Source organism: Maricaulis sp., assembly GCF_015665295.1.
Lineage (GTDB): Bacteria > Pseudomonadota > Alphaproteobacteria > Caulobacterales > Maricaulaceae > Maricaulis.
Genome location: NZ_JADFAJ010000031.1, coordinates 32169 through 53634, shown reverse-complemented (window position 1 = coordinate 53634; position 21466 = coordinate 32169). Strand labels below are relative to the sequence as shown.

General features: G+C 61.7%; 11 protein-coding genes. 6 read left to right on the top strand and 5 right to left on the bottom strand.

The features are described 5' to 3' along the window. Positions 1-13: 13 nt before the first annotated feature. Positions 14-3934 (top strand): autotransporter outer membrane beta-barrel domain-containing protein, encoded by a 3921-nt coding sequence (locus tag QZZ02_RS13290; protein ID WP_291845106.1) that lies wholly within the window; start codon positions 14-16, stop codon positions 3932-3934. 55 nt (positions 3935-3989) lie between these two features. Here QZZ02_RS13290 and QZZ02_RS13285 read toward each other — a convergent pair whose 3' ends face one another. Further along, complete coding sequence (locus QZZ02_RS13285) at positions 3990-5384, bottom strand: alpha-amylase family glycosyl hydrolase (RefSeq protein ID WP_291845105.1); 1395 nt, start codon at positions 5382-5384, stop codon at positions 3990-3992. Positions 5385-5604: 220 nt separating this feature from the next. On the opposite strand from QZZ02_RS13285, the gene QZZ02_RS13280 reads away from it, so the two are divergent. Further along, positions 5605-7122 (top strand): tryptophan halogenase family protein, encoded by a 1518-nt coding sequence (locus tag QZZ02_RS13280; RefSeq protein WP_291845104.1) that lies wholly within the window; start codon positions 5605-5607, stop codon positions 7120-7122. Here QZZ02_RS13280 and QZZ02_RS13275 read toward each other — a convergent pair. Both QZZ02_RS13275 and QZZ02_RS13270 read right to left on the bottom strand, forming a co-directional pair. Next, on the bottom strand, positions 7119-8633 hold the full coding sequence (locus QZZ02_RS13275; protein WP_291845103.1) for a tryptophan halogenase family protein: 1515 nt from the start codon (positions 8631-8633) through the stop codon (positions 7119-7121). The two genes, QZZ02_RS13280 and QZZ02_RS13275, sit on opposite strands and share 4 nt — an antisense overlap. Positions 8634-8772: 139 nt before the next feature. Next, on the bottom strand, positions 8773-11538 hold the full coding sequence (locus QZZ02_RS13270; protein ID WP_291845102.1) for a TonB-dependent receptor: 2766 nt from the start codon (positions 11536-11538) through the stop codon (positions 8773-8775). A gap of 294 nt (positions 11539-11832) precedes the next feature. Here QZZ02_RS13270 and QZZ02_RS13265 point away from each other — a divergent pair, with 294 nt between their 5' ends. Then, positions 11833-13464 (top strand): alpha-glucosidase, encoded by a 1632-nt coding sequence (locus QZZ02_RS13265; RefSeq protein WP_291845100.1) that lies wholly within the window; start codon positions 11833-11835, stop codon positions 13462-13464. A 4-nt stretch (positions 13465-13468) separates the two neighbouring features. Here QZZ02_RS13265 and QZZ02_RS13260 read toward each other — a convergent pair whose 3' ends face one another. After that, positions 13469-14482 (bottom strand): LacI family DNA-binding transcriptional regulator, encoded by a 1014-nt coding sequence (locus QZZ02_RS13260; protein ID WP_291845099.1) that lies wholly within the window; start codon positions 14480-14482, stop codon positions 13469-13471. A gap of 269 nt (positions 14483-14751) precedes the next feature. On the opposite strand from QZZ02_RS13260, the gene QZZ02_RS13255 reads away from it, so the two are divergent. Then, complete coding sequence (locus QZZ02_RS13255) at positions 14752-16284, top strand: MFS transporter (RefSeq protein WP_291845098.1); 1533 nt, start codon at positions 14752-14754, stop codon at positions 16282-16284. Positions 16285-16365: 81 nt separating this feature from the next. Here QZZ02_RS13255 and QZZ02_RS13250 read toward each other — a convergent pair whose 3' ends face one another. Further along, the gene (locus QZZ02_RS13250) at positions 16366-18234 is read right to left on the bottom strand and encodes an alpha-amylase family glycosyl hydrolase (protein ID WP_291845097.1); all 1869 of its coding nucleotides are present in this window, start codon (positions 18232-18234) and stop codon (positions 16366-16368) included. Positions 18235-18378: 144 nt separating this feature from the next. On the opposite strand from QZZ02_RS13250, the gene QZZ02_RS13245 reads away from it, so the two are divergent. After that, positions 18379-20475, top strand: coding sequence for a glycoside hydrolase family 97 protein (locus tag QZZ02_RS13245; protein WP_291845096.1), 2097 nt, complete (start codon positions 18379-18381; stop codon positions 20473-20475). A gap of 4 nt (positions 20476-20479) precedes the next feature. Next, positions 20480-21457 (top strand): alpha/beta hydrolase-fold protein, encoded by a 978-nt coding sequence (locus QZZ02_RS13240; RefSeq protein WP_291845095.1) that lies wholly within the window; start codon positions 20480-20482, stop codon positions 21455-21457. The last annotated feature ends 9 nt before the right edge of the window (positions 21458-21466 follow it).

The following is a 21466-nucleotide window of genomic DNA, read 5'->3' as shown; positions in this document are numbered from 1 at the left end:
TGGTGGCCCCGGCATGTCGGCGACCGGCGCAGCGGGCGCCAGCCAGTCAGCGTCGATCGCAATAACCGTCGGTGGTTCCGGCGGTGCGGCGGGCAATGGCGGCGATGTTTCGGTCGACAATTCCGGAACAGTCGTTTCCTGGGTCCGTGGGTCGATCGGTGTCTTCGCCCAGTCGATCGGCGGCGGCGGCGGCAATGGTGGCAGCGCAACCGGCTTTGCGATTACACGTGATGCCGCTGACATCAGCGATGAAGACAAGAATCTCGAACTCGTTGCCGTGGTTGGCGGTTTTGGTGGTGCAGCGGGTGATGGCGGCGATGTCACCGTCGCGAATAGCGGTGCGATCACGACCCTTGGCGCCGGCTCGGACGGGATCAAGGCCCAGTCCATTGGTGGCGGTGGCGGCAATGGCGGCGGTACCTCGCTGGACGGAGAGGAGCTGGATGCCCTGCTTTCCAGCAGCGACAGCGACTCGATGAGTTTCACGCTCGGCGGCTTTGGCGGGGCCTCGGGTGATGGCGGCGACGTGCTGGTCACCAATGACGGCTCGATCAATACCTGGGGCGATGGCGCCCGCGGTATCTTCGCGCAATCAGTTGGCGGTGGTGGTGGCGAAGTCGGCCAGGGCGGCGCGACGGCCACGGGAACGATCGCAATCGGCGGCTTCGGCGGCGCGGCCGGCGATGGTGGTGATGTGACTGTCATCAACACCGGCTCGATCCAGACGTCTGGCACCCGCTTCTTCAGCGCGGATGATGACCCGAATTACGGCGAAGACGGCGATCTTGCCTACGGGATTTTCGCCCAGTCCATCGGCGGCGGTGGCGGCAATGGAGGCGCCGGCAATATGGACGGGTCTCGTGATACGCGAAACGCCCTCATCGAGAACAATGGTGATCTCGGCAGCACGTTCCAGCCGAGCGTCAGCATCGGTATGGGCGGTTTCGGCGGCGCCTCCGGTGATGGCGGCAATGTGGTTGTGACCAATAGCGGTTCGATCGTTACGACCGGCGACAATGCCCACGCCATCCTTGCCCAGTCGATCGGCGGCGGCGGCGGCAATGGTGGTGATGGATATATCTCCAACGCCGGCGCGGTTTCCTTCGGGGGAATCGGGGGCACCGCCGGTGATGGCGGCAACGTGACCGTCACCCATACCGGCAACATCACCACCCATGGGGTCGGAGCCTACGGGATCTTCGCCCAATCCATCGGTGGCGGTGGTGGCAATGGCGGTGACACGACTATCGGCGTGCAGGAAGCCGGGATCGACGTGGCGCGCAATCCGTTCGGGGGCAATAGCGGCGATGGCGGCGATGTGACCATCAATTCCAGCGGCACCATCAACTTGCTTGGTGGCGGCGCGCTGGGCATTTTCGCCCAGTCGATCGGCGGCGGTGGCGGTACATTCGGTTCTGCGAACGGCTTGGGTTTCTTCGGCGCGATGGGCGGCGAGGGCGAAGCCGGTCGGGTCATCGTCAATCACTCCGGCGCGATCATCACGGCGGGTTACAATGCGATCGCCTTCTTCGCTCAAAGCCTCGGCACAAGCTTCGCACCTGCCGAACCGATTGCGTTGATCACGTCTGCACAGCGCGAGGTCATGGAGAACACGCCGCTTGTCGAAATGGCCAATCGGGCTGACGGCGTCGATGTGATGAGCGCGCTGGCGGCCGCGGCCATTACCGTGACCCTGGATGATGACATTCGCGGCGGATCAAATCGCGGCATGGGCGTCTTCTTTGACGGCGGCGCCGACAATACACTCTTCACATCTGGCAGCGTGTCGGCGGTCTCCGGCCGGGCGATCGTCACGACCTCCGGCAATGACCTGATCGAGAATACCGGTCTGGTTGTCGGCAATGTTGATCTTGGCTCGGGTGTGAACCGGTTTGACAACCAGGCGGGGGCGACCTTCATCGCCTTTGACGCAATCGATCTGAGAGATGGTGCGACGAGCCCGCAATCGGTCCTGCAGCTTGCCAGCACGAACACGGCCAGCGCGGTACCTTCACGGTCTGCTGAAGCTTCATCGCCTGTGACAGAGCGCGAGTTTGTGGCCGCGATGGGGTCGACGGAGAGCGCGTCCAGGCGACCCGTGCAGGCAGAACTCGGGACAGCGGCACAACCCGCTCCCGCTGCCTTGTTGCCAACGAGCGTCGATGTTGATGCTGCCGCAGAACAAAAAGCGCCGCCGGTCCAGGAATCTCTGGTCATCGCGGCGCAGGCGCCTTCCACGGCGGCAGACAGTGAAACTGTCGGTGGGCCTGCATTCGCGCATTCTGTCCTGCAGGCGGAGATGCCTGCGGGTCAGCCGGCAGGGCCGGTCATGGATGGCCTTGATCCAGCCGAGGCGAGAGCCGATCTGTGGGAGGCCGCGGCGCCAGCCCCGGTCGCCGAGGCGACCTTCAGGAATGCCGGCAACTTCATCATGGGTCTGTCGGCCTCGCCCTATCCGATCGACCTTCTGAACGGTGACACTTTCGGGAATTTTGATGCCATCGGTGATCCGACAACAAACCTCCTGTACGGAGCGCGGGTCATCAATACGGTGGAGCTGGATGGTCATTTCGAACAAACCGAGAGCGGCCATCTGGTCTTTGATGTCGCCTTTGGCCCCTACGCGTCCGACCGTGTGAATGTCACGGGCGGTGCCACTGTGGACGGCACCGGCGATATCACGCTGACCTGGCTTGAGGACCGAGAGGCCGTGACTCTGTTCGCAGCGGCCGAGGGCGGTGTCGACAATGGCCTGGTCATTCGCGACACTATGGCAGTTGATTATTCGGTCGCGGCCGATGCCGCCGGTGTCCACCTGCTGATCGATACGGCCTTTGGCCTGCCCAGCCTGAACCAGAACGGGCGTGCGCTCGGCGACCACATGGACTCCGCCCTGGATGTCGGCGGTTCTGCCGGAATCGGTCGCTTGCTGGCCTTCCTTGGCAACATGCAGGCAGAACAGCTCGATCTCTACGAGGCGGTCTTTGCCGAGCTCAATCCGGAGCCTCACCTGGCGGTGATGCATGGCCAGCTCAATTCGGCCAGTAACTTTGCCGATGATCTGTTCAATTGCGGCTCGCCGGTTGGCGCCCGCGGCGACGAATGTGCCTGGTCGCGACTCGAGATGACCTCGAGCGCACGTGAAGCCAACTTCGAGAACCTGCAGACAGAAGGCGAGTCGATGCGCTTCACTGGTGGGTTCGAGCAGCGGATCGGCGATGACTGGTCTGTCGCAGCGGGTGTCAGCTATGAGCAGACGGATCCGATCCGGATCGACGGTCACCGCGCCCGTACCGAGAGCAGTGGTTTCGTGGTGGGGCTGGGTGTCGAACGGAACCGGGCCACCGGCCCCTATTATGGCGCATCGGTCTCCGGCGGCTGGTCCTGGCATGAGACAGAGCGCGCGGTTGAAGTCTTTACCAGCGATGTCGGCACGTCTTCTCCGGAAACGGGGCATGCGCGGCTTGACGGACATGTCGGTGAGAGCTTCCGCCATGGCAGCCTCTTTGCTCGGCCCCAGCTGTCAGCCTCGTTGACCGCGCTGCACCATGCCGGCCTCACCGAGGACGGTCTGGATGGCCTGGGGGTCGAGGTGCTTTCCGACACCACGCTGATCGGTGCCCTCACGCCGCAAATGACGGTGGGGCATGTGTTCCGCGAGGCAGAGGACATGGTCGGTGTCATTTCGATTACCGGTGGCCTGCAGTTGAGCACGCAAGACCGGCTTGAACTGCCCGTGCGTTTCCTCGGGGCGAATCCGTTGGCGGATCCGGCCATCATCGGGACAACGCTGGATGATCTCGTCTATCAGCTTGGTGTTGATCTGGAGATTGCCGGCAATGACCGGGTGGGCCTGAGCATTGGATACCAGGCGGAGTTTGGCGAAGAGACGGAACGACAACGCGCCGGCATCGACGTCCGGGTCCGTTTCTGACGGACCCGGCTTCGCCGAGGGTGTTCGGGGGCCGCTGAGGCCGGTGTCGGTGGGGCTATTGTGCGGCGGTCGACACAAAAACGCGTGCCTGCCAGGGGGCAAGTGCCAGGTCGGTGCGGTCGGTGAAGGTCAGGACCTCACCGCTTTGCCAGTCGCGGTACGCCCCGGCGTGCGGGCCGTCGCCAAGAGTCGCGGTGAGCGGCGCGTCGCTGAAATTAATGACTGTCAGAACGGCGCCGTTCTCATCCCGGCGCACAAAGCTGAACACCGCGCCGTCCTGCGAGTTGGGCACGGCCTGCATCGCGGCGCCGGCAGCGCCGGCCCAGAGCGCGCTGTTCGCATGCCGCAGTTCGACAAGATCGCGGAACAGGTTATTCAGCGGATGTTCGCGCCACTCGATCGGATCGCGCTGGAAGAAGGCGAGGCGATCCTCATTGCCGGCTTCCTGACCATTGTAGATAAGCGGGATCCCGGTGCCGGTGAAGGACAGGATGATGGCTGCCTCCAGCGCGTCGCCGAAGCGTTCGAATTGAGTGCCTTCCCATGAATTCTGATCATGGTTGGAGGTGTAGCGCATGCGGTAAGCATCGCGCGGCCAGCTATTGGCTTCATCGTAGAAATAGTGACTGCGCAAGGCGCCGGCATCGGCATGGCCCATTGCGACATCATGCATCGTATTGTTCCAGCTCCAGGCATAGGTTGCGTCGAACGCATCGCGATGCAGGTCACGTTGCTCCCATTCGGCCAGCATGAAGACCGGGCGGATCGCGTCGAGCTCCGCGCGCACTCGCTCCCAGAAATCGATCGGGACGAAGCCGGCGACATCGCATCGGAAACCGTCGAATCCGACTTCGCGGACCCAGAATCTCATGCTATCGGCCATATAGTCGCGCAATTCCGCATTGCTGTAGTCAAAGTCGGCGACATCACTCCAGTCGGTGCTGGGAGGCGGCTGGATTTCGCCCCGCCAATTGCGTGAATACCAGTCGGGGTGGGCCTCGACGAGCGGGCTGTCCCAGGCCGAGTGATTGGCGACCCAGTCCAGAATGACGTGGAAGCCCAGCTGGTGGGCTGTATCGATGAAGCTGCGCATATCCTCCATCGTGCCAAGCTCGGGATTGATGGCGCGGTAGTCGCTGATCGAGTATGGGCTGCCCAGCTCGCCCTTGCGCTCCGCGACACCGATTGGTTGGACCGGCATCAGCCAGAGGATATCGACGCCCAGCTCGGCGAGGCGAGGGAGTTCGGCTTGCGCCGCAGCGATCGAACCCTCGGGCGTGAATTGACGCAAATTGATCTGGTAGAGAACGGCGTCATGGCTCCATTCGGGGTGGTCGAGGCGAACCAGCTCACGACCTCCGGTTTCGGGCGATACCGACTGCGCGAGGCTGGTCGGTCCAATGGCAAGCGCAGCGAGGCTGGCGGCCAATGCGGTGCGAAATGCGGACATGTGAACTCTCCCGTGAGTGGCGGACCATATGCCAATGATTTGCATAAAATTGCAACGGTAAGTCGGCGTCGACAGGCTTGTTTATATTGCTCAGCAGAAGAAATTGATGGTGCGCCGCACCATTAAAATCGCATCCTTTGCAGAGGATGGGTGTCGACAAATACGTTCGAGGTCGGTCAAATCGGGGTCGTGTTCCTGATCCAGCCGAAAGCCGAACGTCATGCCGCCCCAATCCGTTGATCCCGAGAGCGGCTTGCCACGGATTGCCATAGTTGGTGGTGGATCAGCGGGCTGGATGGCGGCAGCTGCCATTATCAACGCCACCAAGGGAGCCGCATCGGTCACGCTGGTCGAATCCGAGCAGATCGGTGTCGTTGGCGTGGGTGAGGCGACTATTCCGCCGATCAAGCTGTTCAACCAAATGCTGGGTATCGACGAGAATGAGTTCGTGCGCGAGACCCAGGGGTCGTTCAAGCTGGGCATCGAATTCGTCGACTGGTCGCGCAAGGGGCAGCGCTATTTTCATCCGTTCGGAAGCCACGGTCGGGATTTTGATTCCGTGCCGCTCTACCAATATTGGCTGCGGGAGCGACAACGCGGTGATGTGACGCCGCTTGATGCCTATTCCATGGCCTGGGTGATTGCCCGTGAGAACCGGTTCTCGCCGCCTGCCCGGGACCCGCGTCTCGTCCAGTCGACCTTCGACTACGCCTACCATTTTGATACCATTCTCTATGGTCGCTTCCTGCGTCGTTATTCCGAGGCGCGTGGCGTGCTTCGCGAGGAAGGTCGGGTCGTTGAGACGCGTCTGTCCGAGATCGGTGACGTCACTGCGGTCGTGATGGAAAGCGGGCGCACGATCGAGGCTGATTTCTTCATCGACTGCACTGGCTTTGTCGGATTGCTGATCGAGAAAGCGCTCAAGACCGGCTATGAGGACTGGACCCATTGGCTGCCCTGTGACCGCGCCGTGGCTGTGCCGTGCGAGACAGCCGGGGAATTCACATCCTACACCCGCTCGACAGCGCGCGAAGCTGGTTGGCAATGGCGCATCCCGCTGCAGCACCGCACCGGCAATGGCCATGTCTACGCCAGCCAGTTCATCACGGACGCGGAGGCCAGCGACACACTGATGGCCAATATCGACGGCAGGCCAATCGCTGATCCGCGCCCGCTTCGCTTCACAACCGGCCGGCGTCGCAAATTCTGGAACCGCAATGTTGTGGCCCTGGGTCTGTCGGCCGGTTTCATGGAGCCGCTTGAGTCCACCAGCCTTCACCTGATCCAGACAGGTATCAATCGCCTGCTGGCCCTGTTTCCCGGCAAGCGGGATAACAGCCTTGAGGCTGCCGAGTTCAACCGGTTGACCGGTGAGGAATATGAGCGCATCCGCGATTTCCTCATTCTTCACTATCACGCGACGACACGGGATGACGCGCCGCTTTGGCGTTACACGGCCAATATGGATATCCCGGACAGCCTGTCCTGGCGGATGGAGCATTTTCGCGCCACGGGCCGCCTGGTCTCGCCGGGTACGGAGCTCTTCCTCAATCCGTCCTGGATGGCAGTCTATGCCGGTCAGGGGATTGAACCCGACGGGCTCGATCCGCTGGTTGTGGGCAGCCCGGTGGACGGTGCCGAGCGGCTGGCTGGCTTGCGCCGGGTCATGGCGGAGGCGGTAACGCCCGTGCCGGATCACCGCGCATACATCGAACGCTTCTGCAAGGCAGACGGCTAGGCGTCCATCGCCGCCGGACAATGCCTGGCGAGAAACTCCGAATGAGTCGGCATTGTTGCTGCGGCCTGGCCGACAATCTTCCCGATATTGGCCAGGAAATCATGCAGTTGGTCGGCGGGCAGAACATCAGCCATTGGATGGTAGCCCCTTGGCATGACGCCTTGGCCGAGCATGACCTGGAGCCAGCTTGAATCGGTGAACAGGTCTTCCTCCCGATGATAGAGGCGGCCATTGGCGCGGAAAAGGTCGAGCTTGGCGGCCAGCGTGTCGGGAACCGACATCGCGGCGCAGTCTTGCCAGAAGTCGGAATCGGTTCGTTCATTAAGGTGGTAGTGCAGGATGATGAAGTCGCGGACGCGCTCATACTCCAGCGCCATTTGGCGATTGTACTCATCTTGGTCGGCAGCGGCAAAGTCGCCGTCCGGGAAGAGCGCGATGAGCCGGCTGATACCCGACTGGACGAGATGAATCGAGGTCGACTCCAGCGGTTCCAGGAAGCCGGCCGACAGACCCAGGGCCACAACATTGCGGTTCCAGAACTGTTTGCGGCGACCCGTCACAAATCGGATCACGCGTGGCTCGGCCAGCGCCTCTCCTTCCAGATTCGCCATCAGCGTATCAGTTGCATCGGCTTCGCTCACATGGGCGCTGGAAAACACGTGGCCATTGCCGGTGCGGTGCTGCAGGGGGATGCGCCACTGCCAGCCGGCGCTATGGGCGATGGATTGGGTATAGGGGCGGATAGGCGCGGTCGCATTCGAGCTGGGAACCGGGATGGCGCGGTCGCAGGGCAGCCAGCGGGTCCAGTCCTCATAGCCCGTCCCGAGGGCCTGTTCGATCAGCAGGCCGCGGAAGCCGGAGCAGTCGATGAAGAGGTCGGCAGCGAGCGTGCGTCCGTCTTTCAGGCGCACGGCGGTCACATTGCCGTTCTCCGGATCCATGTCCGTGCTTTCAATCAAGCCTTCAATGCGGGTTACGCCGCGTTGCTCGGCATAGGCGCGCAGGAATTGCCCGTAAAGCGTGGCGTCGAAATGGTAGGCGTAAGCGACACCGGAAAGTGGTGAATTGCCAACTTTCTCAAGTGGCGAAAAACGCATCTGGCGGGCTGCCGCCGTATTCAGGCAGTAGTCCCACAGGCTTTCGCTTGAGCCCTCGGCACGGGCGCGCAGCCAGTAGTGATGGAAGGGTACTTGTTGCAGATTGAGGCCGATCGAACCGAAATTATGCAAATAGGCTTCGCCCTGGCGCCGCCAGTTGATGAACTCGATCCCCAGTTTGAACGAGCCATTGGTTCGGGCGACGAAGTCGCGCTCGTCGATCCCGAGGGCGGAGTTGAGGTGCTTGATCTGCGGAATCGTCGCTTCACCAACGCCGACCGTCCCGATCTGTTCGGATTCGACCAGCTTGATATCGAGCGTCGTGCCCAAGAAGCGCGAGAGTGCGGCAGCCGCCATCCAGCCTGACGTGCCGCCGCCGACGATGAGGGCTGATTTGATGCGACTGGTCTTCATGGCTGCCTACCGTTCTCGGGCAAGGGGGGCGCCGGGCGTGCGGCGCAAGGGGTCAGTTTGCCGCCCGTGCCGACAAAGAAAAACCCCTGCCTGCACGAGGCAGGCAGGGGCGGAGGGGTTCGCTTCGGGAAGGAAGCTGTTAGCGACGCCAGCTAAAGCCGACGAGGTAGGTCGCGCCATACTGCTGATAGTCCTTAACCTGGCGCGGGTCGTCATTGAGGAATGTAACGAAGGCTTCGTCGGTCAGGTTGTTGCCCTGAGCGAAGATCGCCAGCCCATCCAGCGGGCCCGGCCCGAACTCGTAGCCGATCTGGGCGTCGATGACCGACTCCGCTTCGACATTGCGGAACTCGCGGTTGGCACCGAAACCGGTGACCTCGCCGAGGAACTCCGAACGCCAGCGGTTGGAGATCCGAGCCTCGAAACCACCATTCTCATAGTAGACGGTCAGGTTGCCGACATTTTCCGACAGGCCCGGAATTGCGATCGGTGCCTGGTTGGGATCCGGCTGGACCTCGCTCTCTGTGTAGGAGTAGCTGGCCAGAAGGCCGAAACCGGCAAGCCAGGGTGCGACGGCGTCGCCCGGGATGTTGGTCGCCAGCTCGATACCGCGAATATAGCCACCATCCGTGTTGACCGGCTCGTACAGGATACCGGTCGTGAGCTGCGGGTTGGCGGCGGTGAAGGCGCCGCCGAAGATAGCATTCGCGGCATCCGTCATGTCGATCGTACGAGCCGCAGAACCGAACACGTAATTATCGATATCCTTGTTGAAGAGAGCGGCAGAAACGTAGCCGGCCCCGTCAGCAAAATAGTGTTCGATTGACAGGTCGATCGCGTCGGCAGTGACCGGACGCAGGCGCGGCGAGCCGCCGGACAGAGTCAGGCAGGACTGCCCGCCGGCGAGGTCGTAATTGGCCGCGTCGAAGGCTGGATTCCCGCTACCATCGTCTGGCGTGCAGACCTGGGAGTTGATGCTGATTTCCTGCGAGGCGCGCAGCTCGTCCATGCGCGGACGGGCCAGTGTGCGGGCGGCGCCTACGCGGACGAAGGTGTTTTCGGCCACTTCAAACGAGAAGTTGGCGCTCGGCAGAAGGTGTGAGTAAGCCTCGTCTTCCGTGTAGGCCAAGAGGGCGCCCTGACCGACGCGAGGGCCCGTCGAGGACTGTTCGGTATGCACAATCTGCAGGCCGAAATTACCCCGAACCGGCGTGTTTCCGAGGACCGAGTCGACATTGGCCTGAAGATAGCCAATCACCTGCTGTTCTTCGACATCCCAGGATTTGGTCAGAACATCAGCGTTCAGATTCGGGCGCAGCGAGTAGACGCCGCTGTTCAGAAGGGCAAGCGGGTCATAGCTGACCATGCCGGCAATGCCGATGAAGTCGAGGCTGGTCGGCTCGAGCAGGAGATCGCCCGGGATTGCCGTGGTGTTCGTCGCGCCGGGGTTGGCCAGGTCGATGAAGTCTTCCACAGAGCGCTTGGATTTTTCACGATCCGTGGCGTAGATGCCGACTTCGACGCTGGAGAAGAAACCTTGCGAGATTTCCCGCTCGGCTTCAACGCGCAGTGCGGAGAGCGTGTCTTCCGTTGACGGCCGCTTGATGAAGCCGGCTTGGCCCCAGCCCTGCGGGTCGGTCAGCAGCAGAAGGCTCGGGTCGGCATAATCGAGGCTTGAACCGAAAATGAAGCCGCCGCCGCCACCAAGTTGGAAGGCGAGCGTGTCGGATGCGCCATTGCCGAAGCCGGATCCGGTACCCGCATAGGACTCGTAGTCCGTATCGTCACGTTCGACGCTCGAATAGGAAAGGTCGATCGTGCCGGTCCACTGGTCGTTCAGGCGTTGTTCGTGGTTGACGCCGAATGACATAACGTCCGCTTCGCGGAAGCGCGTGTCATTGCGGACCACGCCCTGGACGCCGGAGAATGTGCCAGCCGTAACCAGCCCGTCTTCAACCGTGTAACCCGGCTGCAGCGTCGCGCCACCCCAGGCGAGCGGCAGTTCGATGCCGCGCAGGATGCCCGTGTCCTCGAACTGCGAGTAGAAGGCGTCGATCGTCGTGTGGGAATTGGCGTTCGGTTCAAATTCCAGCGTGCCGACGAAGGCGGTGCGCTCGAGTTGCCGGCTCTCGACGTACGGCTTGGCGCCGCCAAGCAGCAAGTCGCCGGCACCGACGGTCGGATAACCCCAAGCATCCCAGCGCTCACTCTGCGTCGGGGAGGATTGCGAGGCAAAGCCGAGCGCGAGGCCGATGGTGTCGTTGGCGAACTGGTCAATGTAGAAGCCGGTGACGCGGTGGCCGTTATCTTCTGAACCGGCATTGAGGGCGCCGTACTGGTTCCACTCATAGCGGCCGGAGATGGCAATCGTCCGCTCGTCGCGATCCAGCGGGCGCACGGTGCGAAGGTCAGCTGTGCCGGCCAAGCCCTGGCCGACCAGCTGGGCGTCAGGTGTCTTGTAGACAACAACCGAGCTCAACAGCTCCGACGGATACTGGTCGAACTCGACGCCACGATTGTCGCCGGCGGTGACCTGTTCGCGGCCATTCAGCAGCGCGGTGGTGAAATCCGGGCCGAGACCGCGCACCGAAATCACCTGGGCGCGTCCGCGCAGGCGCTGGGCGGCGAGGCCGGGCAGGCGTGCCAGTGATTCTGCGATCGAGTTGTCCGGCAGGCGACCGATGTCTTCCGCCGAAATGGCCTCGACGATCGAGGTCGATTCGCGCTTAACCGCGATTGAGCTTTCGATCGAGCTGCGGAAGCCGGTGACGGTGATCACATCGCCAGACGCTTCCTCTGCTTGGTCTTGTGCCGAGGCCGGCGCGGCCAGCGCCATCGACAGGGCCAGTGTGGATGCCGCGCTGGTCAGAAGCCAGCCACGACGAGTGGTGCGTTGATTGGTCATTTAGTCCTCCCTCCGGCGTGTCGACAGGAAATTTGCCGCCGCCATTCCAGTGCAAATTAATGAAAACTATTTCATGCGGCAACTGGCAATATTGCGATCTTTGAATCGTATCCCGACGTGATGCGAGAATGTTACACCATCAAATGTCGCCTTGAGGTCTATTATATCGCGCTACTGTGCTCGAAACGGCGATTGACAAGAAAGCAGATCAAATGCAATTTTTTGCAAAATTGCTAAAAGATGCGATTGCAAGCATCTTGTGAAGATAGCGCCTCTGGGCGCGGGGAGGCCTGAGTGGAGTTGGACGCGCAATCCGAGCAGCGGTCGCAGGACCAGCCGACGTCTGAGTGGTGGAAGGGCGCGGTGATCTATCAGATCTACCCGCGCAGTTTTTTCGATTCGAACAATGACGGTATCGGCGATCTGCCTGGCATTACTGCGCGGCTCAATCATGTCGCCTCGCTCGGCGTGGATGCGATCTGGCTGTCGCCCTTCTTCACATCTCCCATGCGGGACTTTGGTTATGACGTTGCCGACTATCGCGGCGTCGACCCGATTTTCGGAACTCTTGATGACTTCGATGTGCTGCTTGAGCGGGCGCACGCCTTGGGCCTGAAGGTCCTGATCGATCAGGTATATTCTCATACGTCCGAAGCTCACGCCTGGTTCCAGCAAAGCCGTTCGAGCCGAGCCAATGACAAGGCCGACTGGTATGTCTGGGCCGATGCCAAGCCGGATGGCTCGCCCCCGAACAACTGGCAATCCGTCTTTGGTGGTCCGTCCTGGACCTGGGACGCGCGGCGCGGCCAGTACTACATGCACAACTTCCTGCCCGAGCAACCGGACCTCAATGTTCACAATCCGGACGTTCAGGAAGAGTTGCTTGATACGATGGCGTTCTGGCTGGATCGCGGCGTCGACGGTATCCGCCTCGACGCCGTGAATTTCATGATGCACGATCCGGCGCTGCACGATAATCCGCCGATCAAGACCACCGGTGCCCGTCGGACGCGGCCGTTCGACTTCCAGCACCATTATTTCAACCAGTCCCACCCCGATATCCCGGCTTTTCTCGAGCGCATGCGAGCATTGGCGGACAGTTATGAGGGGCGCTTTCTGGTTGCCGAAGTTGGTGGCGAGCGGGCGCAGGAGGAGATGGAGCTGTACACGCGCCGTCCCGGCCGCCTCCATTCGGCCTATGGTTTTCTCTATCTCTATGCCGAATCGCTTGATCCGGCCCTCGTTCGTTCGGCTGCCGACCTGTGGCCGTCAGACGGTGTGAGTGGCTGGCCGTCCTGGACCTTCTCAAATCATGACGCCCCGCGAGCGGTGTCGCGCTGGGCGGCCGAAGGGGATCGCGAGGCTTTCGCGAATATGGCCTTGCTCCTGCTCGTGGCCATGCGCGGGAATGTGTTTATCTACCAGGGTGAAGAACTTGGCCTGCCGCAGGCAATGGTCCCGTTTGACCGGCTTCAGGATCCCGAGGCGATCGCCAACTGGCCGCAGACGCTGGGCCGGGACGGAGCGCGTACGCCCATGCCCTGGACGCGTCAGGGGCGGCATGGCGGTTTCTCCGAGGCCGAGCCCTGGTTGCCGGTTGATGCCCGTCATTTTGATCTCGCAGTCGATGCCCAGGAGGCAGATCCAGATGCAACCTTGCACCTTGCTCGCCGCTTTGTACGATTGCGGGCGGATCATCCTTCGCTTCGAACCGGTGCCATGCGGGTCATCGAGACCGGTGCCGAAAGCTTGCTGGCCTTCGAGCGCGGCTCCGGCGAGGCTGCCGTCCTCTGCATCTTCAATCTGACTGCAGAGCCGATCAGCTGGGACATGCCCGCAGGCTGGCGGGTGATCGAGCAGGTCAATATTTCAGGCGAGGGTGGCCGCTTGCCGGCCTATGCCGGCGTGCTCGCCCAGCGCGCCTGACGCATCAGCCGCCGCAGCTTTCTCGAATGATCAGATCGGTCGCCAGTCGTTCCGAGCGGCGCGCTTGCGGGCCGCGGAAGTCGAGCAGCTTCGACAGCATCAGGCGTCCAGCGGCGACCATGTCCTGGTCGACCGTGGTCAGGGCCGGGTGGGCGTAGCGAGCGAACGACACGTTGTCATAGCCGACCACTGATACATCGCCCGGCACTGAAACTCCGGCCAGCTGCAGCGCTCGCAAGGCACCAAATGCCAGGACATCGCTCGCCGCGACGATCCCATCAAAAGGAACGCCATTCTTGATCAGCGCCTCGACGGATGCCTCCGCGGACTCGATGTCGAAATGCGACGGGATGACGAGGTCGTCATCGGCCTGCAGTCCGGCTGAAAGCAGGGCGTCGCGATAGCCACGAAAGCGTTGCATCACTTCCGGCGCTTCGGACTGCCCAAGGAAAACGATTTTCTCACGGCCGAGCCGGATCAGGTGTTGGGTGGCGCGGCGCCCGCCGGTGACATTGTCACTGCCAACCGAGCAATAGCGTTGTTCGGGCAATTCGGCGCCCCAGACCACAAAGCGCTTCTCGGTTTCAGCCAGTCGGTTAAACGCGCCATGCAGGTTGGACTGCCCGACAAAAATCACGCCCTCGGCGCGATGGGTCGTCATTGCCATGTGGAGGTCGTCATAGCTGGCCGGAGCGACGTGGGAAATGTGGACGTCGCATTCGCGTTCGCGAGCGGCGTCTCCCACCCCTGTCAGGAGTTCGAAGAAGAATGGATCAGAGAGGCGGGTGTCGCGGCCCTGGGGCCGGGGCACCACAATCGAGATGGTGGCCTTGGCGCCGATCGGTCCGGCGGGCATGTGGCGTCGGAAGGGATAGTCGAGCTCCCGCGCCAGCTTCCAGATCGCCTGCTTGGTGCGCATATTGACCGACGGGCTGTCATTGAGCGCACGCGAGGCCGTGGAGACGGAAACCCCTGCGCGTTGCGCCAAGTCTTCCAGGCGTGTCGGCTTCTTGCTCACGTCTTGATCCAACCCTCTCAAATCATTGGTGTCAGCAATGCACGGGTGCTGCAAAACTGGCAAGTTCATGGCGCCCGATCGCGCGGGGCCCGCATTTCCCATATTTGAAATCTTTTGCACCGATATGGCAAGTTCATGGCTGGTTTGGAGCGATCATTCTTTTTCCTTGTAGCATTTTTGTCTATTTTTTTCAATCAATTGTATTGTCCTATCGACAAGCGCGGAAGAGTGGATAAGGATGTGAAAAATTATGAAAAGGGGAGGCTGTCATGCAAAAACCGGCACTCGGTTTCTGGCAGATCTGGAATATTTCCTTTGGTTTCTTCGGCATACAGATCGGGTTCGCGCTGCAGAACACGAATGTCAGCCGTATCTTCCAAACGCTCGGAGCGCCGATCGAGACGCTACCGCTCCTGTGGTTGGCGGCGCCGCTGACCGGCCTCCTCGTTCAACCGATTATCGGTTATTTTTCCGACCGGACCTGGACCGGTCTCGGGCGTCGTCGTCCGTATTTCCTGGCAGGCGCGATACTTACCACCATCGCGCTCCTGGTGATGCCGAATTCTCCCATGCTCTGGCTTGCCGCAGTCATGCTGTGGCTGTTGGATGCGTCAATCAATATTTCGATGGAGCCGTTTCGGGCCTTTGTTGGCGACATGTTGCCCAGCCGTCAGCGCACGCGCGGCTTTGCCATGCAGACCATCTTCATTGGCGCCGGCGCCACCGTCGCCTCGGCCGCGACATGGATCCTGTCCGATGTTTTCGGCGTGTCTGATGTCGCGCCGGCCGGCATTGTCCCGGACAATGTGAAGTATTCTTTCTATATTGGCGCCGTTGCGCTGTTCGTTTCGGTCATGTGGACAGTCATCACGAGCCGCGAGTATGCACCGGACAAGCTGGCGGCCTATGACGAGGCCGAACGCCAGGCGATGGGGTTGCCGCGCGATCCGGAACGTCCGCCGCAGTCCAGCCGTCGCTATCTTGGCTCGGGCTTTGGTTATCTGGTGGCTGGCCTTGTCGCGAGTGCAGCGGTGTACCGCTTTAATGGCGCGCAGGAGCTCTACGTCCTGACAGGTGGAGTGGCTGCGCTCGGGCTCGGTTTCATCCTGCACACCGTGTTGCGGGCCATAGGCCAGACCGAGAATTTCTTCAGTCATGTTCTGGAAGATCTCAACACCATGCCGACCGTCATGAAGCGGCTGGCTTGGGTCCAGTTCTTTTCCTGGGCGGCGCTCTTCATGATGTGGATCTATTCCACCCCGGCTGTGACCAGCTTTCATTTCGGGGCTACGGATACCGGGTCGGAAGCCTATTCCGATGGGGCCAACTGGGTCGGCCTGCTTTTCGCGACCTACAATGGCATCGCCGCGATATACGCCCTGCTGCTGCCTTTCATGGCAAAACGGTTCAATCGGCGGGTCACCCACGCGATCAATCTCGCGATTGGCGGGGTTTCGCTGGCCAGTTTCTACTTCATCACGGATCCGGCCCTGCTATGGATCTCGATGATCGGTGTCGGCATTGTCTGGGCGTCGATTCTGACCATGCCCTACGCCATTTTGTCCGATGCCCTGCCGGCCGAGAAAATGGGTGTCTATATGGGCATCTTCAATTTCTTCATCGTCATCCCGCAAATTGTTGTCGGCAGTCTGATGGGTATCGCCCTGAGGTTGTTCCTCGGCAATGAGCCGATCCACGCCTTTCTGGTTGCAGGTGTTTCGCTGGGGCTTGCTGCCTTGTCCGTCATCTTTGTGCCGGGCCGCCGGGTCGTGGTCGAGACCGGCGGAGCGCTGGCAGATTAGCCGCAAGCTCAAGGGCTGCCGTCACCAAAAAGCCCCGGCGGACGTATCCGTCGGGGCTTTGTCATAGCGTTCGCGGTCAAGTTATTCGACCAGGCTAGCCCGGCAAATGACGTAGTCGAGCGGCGGGATGCTGAGGCTGAGAGTGCCTGGGGCGTCGCTGATCATCGGGCAGGCCCCGGCAAGGCTGTCCCATGCACTGGCGCGACCATCGACTTCGACGCGGATGTCGCGGGCGACAGCCTCGCCATTGTAGGCGATCACGAATTCCTCACCGCGATCGTAATCGACGCGGCTCATCACCAGCACACTGTCTTCATGGTCGGCATGTCGAACAATCTGCTCGCCGCGCCGCAAGGTGCGGTGGGTTTGACGCAGCGCGGCCATCTCCGCGATCGCGCGGTAGAGCGGGTGATCGGGATCGAAATTGCGGTCCGCAGTCGTGGCCTCGGTGCCAACAAGGTCATTGTCATTGTACTCTGCCACGGCGCTTTCGAACATGTTTTCGCGTGCCAGCTGGTCGCCACCATCTGAGACAAAGCCCTGTTCGTCGCCGTAATAGATGGTTGGTGTTCCGCGCGAAAAGAACATCAGCGCATTGGCGAGCCGGAGGCGGGCCAGCATGTCGTCATCACTCATTTCAGGATGGGCCTCGCGCAGGAAGCCGGCGAGGCGGCCCATGTCGTGATTGCCGAGGAAGGTCGGCAGGGTCGAGGCGGTGTCGAAACCGCCTTCAAGCACATGGTCGATGCGGAAAAGCGACTGGAAGCGCTCGCCGGGATCATTGTTGACGATAAAGCCGCGCGCCGTTCCCTGGAAGGCGAAGTCAAGGTAGGCGGGTAGACCGGCCTCGGTCGTGTAGCGCGCCAGCTGGCCGGCATCGAATTCATAGACCTCGCCAAAAATGTGAAAGTGCTCGATGCCGAGCGCGTGGGCGTGGTCAAGGATTTCCCGGGAAAAGCGTACCCAGAATTCCGGCTGCACGTGTTTGGCTGTATCGATGCGGAAGCCGTCGACCTCGAACTCGGTGATCCAGTCCTTGTAGATCTCGATCATGCCCTCGAGCACGCGGGGGTGTTCGGTGTTGAGGTCGTCCAGCCCGGAAAAGTCACCATAGAGCTCACTCTCGCCGAACCAGAAGCTCTCGCCGCGGTTATGATAGAGTGTGGAATCATTGAGCCAGTCCGGTGTCCGGGTCGGAGCGCTGTCCGGCAGGTAGGGCGTATAGGCCCAGTTCGGGTCGGTAAGCCGGGCATAGTTCGCCGCAGTCTGGTTTGCCGGATCATCGCCAAGAAAGCCCTGATTGATTGCCGCGCCATCCGGGCCGCCCTGTGTCGTCCAAGGATAGTCACCGATACGGCGGTAGGGGCATTGGCCCTCAGGGTTGATATAAAGCGGGGAGGTCGGGTCATGACATTCCCGGTAGGCGAAGACGTCCGCCGTATGATTGGTGATGATATCCATATAGACGCGCATGCCACGGTCATGGGCCGCATCGACGAAAGCGCGAAAATCCTCTCGCGTGCCCAGATGGGCATCCGGGCGGGTGAAATCGGTGATCCAGTAGCCGTGATAGGCTGAGGACTCCTGCCCGGGGCCACCCTGTACGGCCTGGTTCTGGAAGATCGGTGTCAGCCAGATGGCCGTCATGCCGAGGCCCTGGATGTAGTCCAGTTGCGCGGTCAGCCCGGCGAGGTCGCCGCCGTGATAGAAGCCGCGCGCGGTCGGATCGAAACCGTGATCAAGACGGTCGCCCTCAATGTCGCCCAGATCATTCGACGGGTCAGCATTCTCGAGGCGGTCGGGCATCACGAAGTAGATGATTTCATCGGCAGGCGAGCGATCGGCAATTTCGATGCGCCCAATACCGCTGTCGGATTGGCTGGCGGCACAGGCTGTCAGGCAGGTTGCCGCCAGCAATCCGATCGTCAGTCTCGATATTTGCGAAGTCATGACAATGCGCCTCCCCGCGCAGTATTCTATTGTATGTTTATGCTATCCCGAGCACGTGCGAGGCGGCAAGGGCTAAGCGCGTCATGGGAATTGCATAAATTTGCAAGATATGGGCACACTGGGTAAAAATACCGGGAGGACTTCATGATTGTACGTCATTCACGCGCTGCCATTCGGCTCGTTGCCGCCTTGCTGGCGCTGTCCGCCATTGCGGTTCCTGCCAGTTTCGCCCAGCCCGGGCCAGACAGCCCGATCGCTGGCCAGGTCATCGAATCTCCTTTGGTCGTGACCTCGCCGGATGGACGTCTGAGTGCGGCATTCTGGAGCGAGTCTGGCCTGCCGCGCTATCGTGTCCAGTTTGATGGCGAGGATGTGATTTCGCCATCCATGCTTGGCCTGCGCTTCGCCGTCGCGGGAAACCTCGAAACCCGCCTCTGGCCTATTGCCAGCGAGACGGCCAGCGCCGACCTGCAATGGGAATTGCCCTGGGGTGAGCGCCGGCTCGTCCATGACCAGCACAACGAGCTCCTGGTCAGCTACCGGCATGAGCGCGATGCCGGTCGCGGCTTCGATGTTCGCGTGCGTGTCTTTGATGACGGGCTGGGCTTTCGCTATGAGGTGCCGGTCCCCGATGGTGAGCATCGCGCGATTGTCGACGAGGTCACCAGCTTTGCCATGCCGCAGGAAAGCGAGACCTGGTGGACGCCGGCCGGGGATTACAACCGCTATGAGTATGTCTACCGCACCACACCCCTGATTGATGTCGGCACCGCGCACACGCCTTTCACGGCGCGCCTACCGGACGAAGGCGTCCATGTCGCGATCCATGAGGCGGCACTGGTGGACTATTCCGGCATGCGACTGGATCAGCAGCGCGAAGGCGTTTTGACGGCAGAGCTTGCGCCGGGTGCTGACGGGATCGCGGTCCACAAGGATGGATCCTTCACCACGCCCTGGCGCACCATCCAGGTCGCCGAGGAGGCGGTCGGGCTAATCAATTCCGACCTCATCCTCAATCTCAACGAGCCCAATGCCCTCGGTGATGTCAGCTGGGTCGAGCCCGGCAAATATATCGGCATCTGGTGGGGCATGCATATCAACACGATGACCTGGGGCTCCGGTCCCGAGCATGGTGCAACGACGGAAAATGCGATCGAGTATCTCGATTTCGCGGCCGAAAACGGTTTCGCCGGCGTGTTGATCGAAGGCTGGAATATCGGTTGGGACGGCGACTGGTTCAATAATGGCGCCCTGTTCTCCTTTACCGAACCCTATCCCGATTTTGACATCGAGGCGGTCACCGACCATGCCCGCGAGCGCGGCGTTCGCCTGATCGGGCACCACGAGACCTCGGGTCATCTGACCAATTACGAGACCCAGATGGAGGCGGCTTTTGACCTTTATGAACGCCTCGGCGTGACCCAGGTGAAGACCGGCTACGTCGCCGATGCCGGCAATCTGATCCGCATCGATGAGGAAGGCGAAGAACGCCATGAATGGCACTACGGGCAATATGCGGTGAACCACCATATCCGCGTGCTCGAAGCTGCAGCCGCGCGCCACATTTCCATCAATCCTCACGAGCCGGTGAAGGATACCGGTCTGCGCCGGACCTATCCGAACTGGATTTCCCGAGAGGGCGTACGCGGCCAGGAGTTCAATGCCTGGGGCAACCCGCCCAACCCGCCCGAGCACACAGCCATGCTCGCCTTTACCCGCATGCTCGCCGGACCCGCCGATTTCACGCCGGGTATCTTTGACCTGACCTTCAACGGGCCGGACAGCCCCAACCGGGTGCAGACCACGCTGGCCCGCCAGCTGGCGCTTTATGTTGTACTCTACAGCCCGATCCAGATGGCCGCTGACCTGCCGGAGAACTACGCAGCCAATCCCGCGCCCTTCCAGTTCATTCGTGATGTACCGACCGACTGGGAAGAGTCGATCGCGCTGCAAGGCGATGTCGGGGACTTCATCGTTACGGTGCGCCAGGAGCGGGGCGGGGCGGACTGGTATCTCGGTGCTGCCACGGACGAGGAGCCCCGGACCCTGTCCGTGCCCCTCGACTTCCTCGACGCGGGTCGCGCCTACACCGCCGAGATCTATCGCGATGGTCCGGACGCTCACTGGCATGACAATCCCTATGACGTCCTGATCGAGACCCGCGTGGTTTATGCCGACACGATTTTGGATCTGCCAATCGCGGCCGGCGGTGGTGCCGCCATCCGCTTTGTGGCGGGGTAGCGGGATGCGGCATCTCCTGTCACCGGGCCAGCTTTTCCCGGCCATGCTGTCCCCAGCCATGCTTTCACTGGCCCTGCTGGTTCTGTTTACACCGGCGATCACGGCGCAGCCGGACGCCGGAGAGGTGATCCGCCTCGAGCCTATGGGTGCGGACGGGCTGGAAGCGCGACCGATCTCGGTCTATTTGCCGCCCGGCTATGCGGAGGGCGTACAGGCCTATCCGGTAATCTATGCCATGGACGGGCAGAACCTGTTTGAGCCGGGTTATTCCTTCGCCGGTGTCGAGTGGGGGCTGGACGAGACAATGGACCGCCTGATCGCCGAGGGGCGTATCCGGCCGGCCATAATTGTCGGCATCTGGAACACGCCAAGCCGGGCCCTTGAATATGCCCCCCGGGCCGTCTTCGACCGCCTGCCAGCCGCGGCGCAGGCGCAGGCGATGGAGAGCTGGGGTGATGCGGTCTTGTCCGATGTTTTTCTGCGCTTTTTGGTCGAGGACATCAAACCGCTCATCGACAGCCGCTACCGGACCCGTCCCGAGGCCGCAGAAACGGCCCTGATGGGGTCGAGCATGGGCGGATTGATCTCGTTTTACGGGCTGGCACGGCATTCCGAGACCTTCGGGGCGGCGGCCGGCTTGTCGACTCATTGGCCGATTTTTGCCGATGGGTCTTTCCGCGACCCGCAAATCGCCGGTGCCTGGCGCGAGCAGGCGCTGGCAGCCTGGTCGGATTTCCTGGCCGATGCGCCGCTGGATCCGACCCGTCACCGCATCTGGCTGGATCATGGCACGATCAATCTGGATGGTCTCTATCCGCCCTACCAGGATGCGATTGATGCCGTGATGGCCGGGCGCGGCTTTGACGACTCTGCCCGTTATCGCTCGACCCGCTATGAGGGAGCCGATCACAACGAGACGGCATGGAATGCCCGGCTTGCCGATCCGCTGGTCTTCCTGTTGGGTGTCGGGCAGCCGGACTGATCGTCGTCG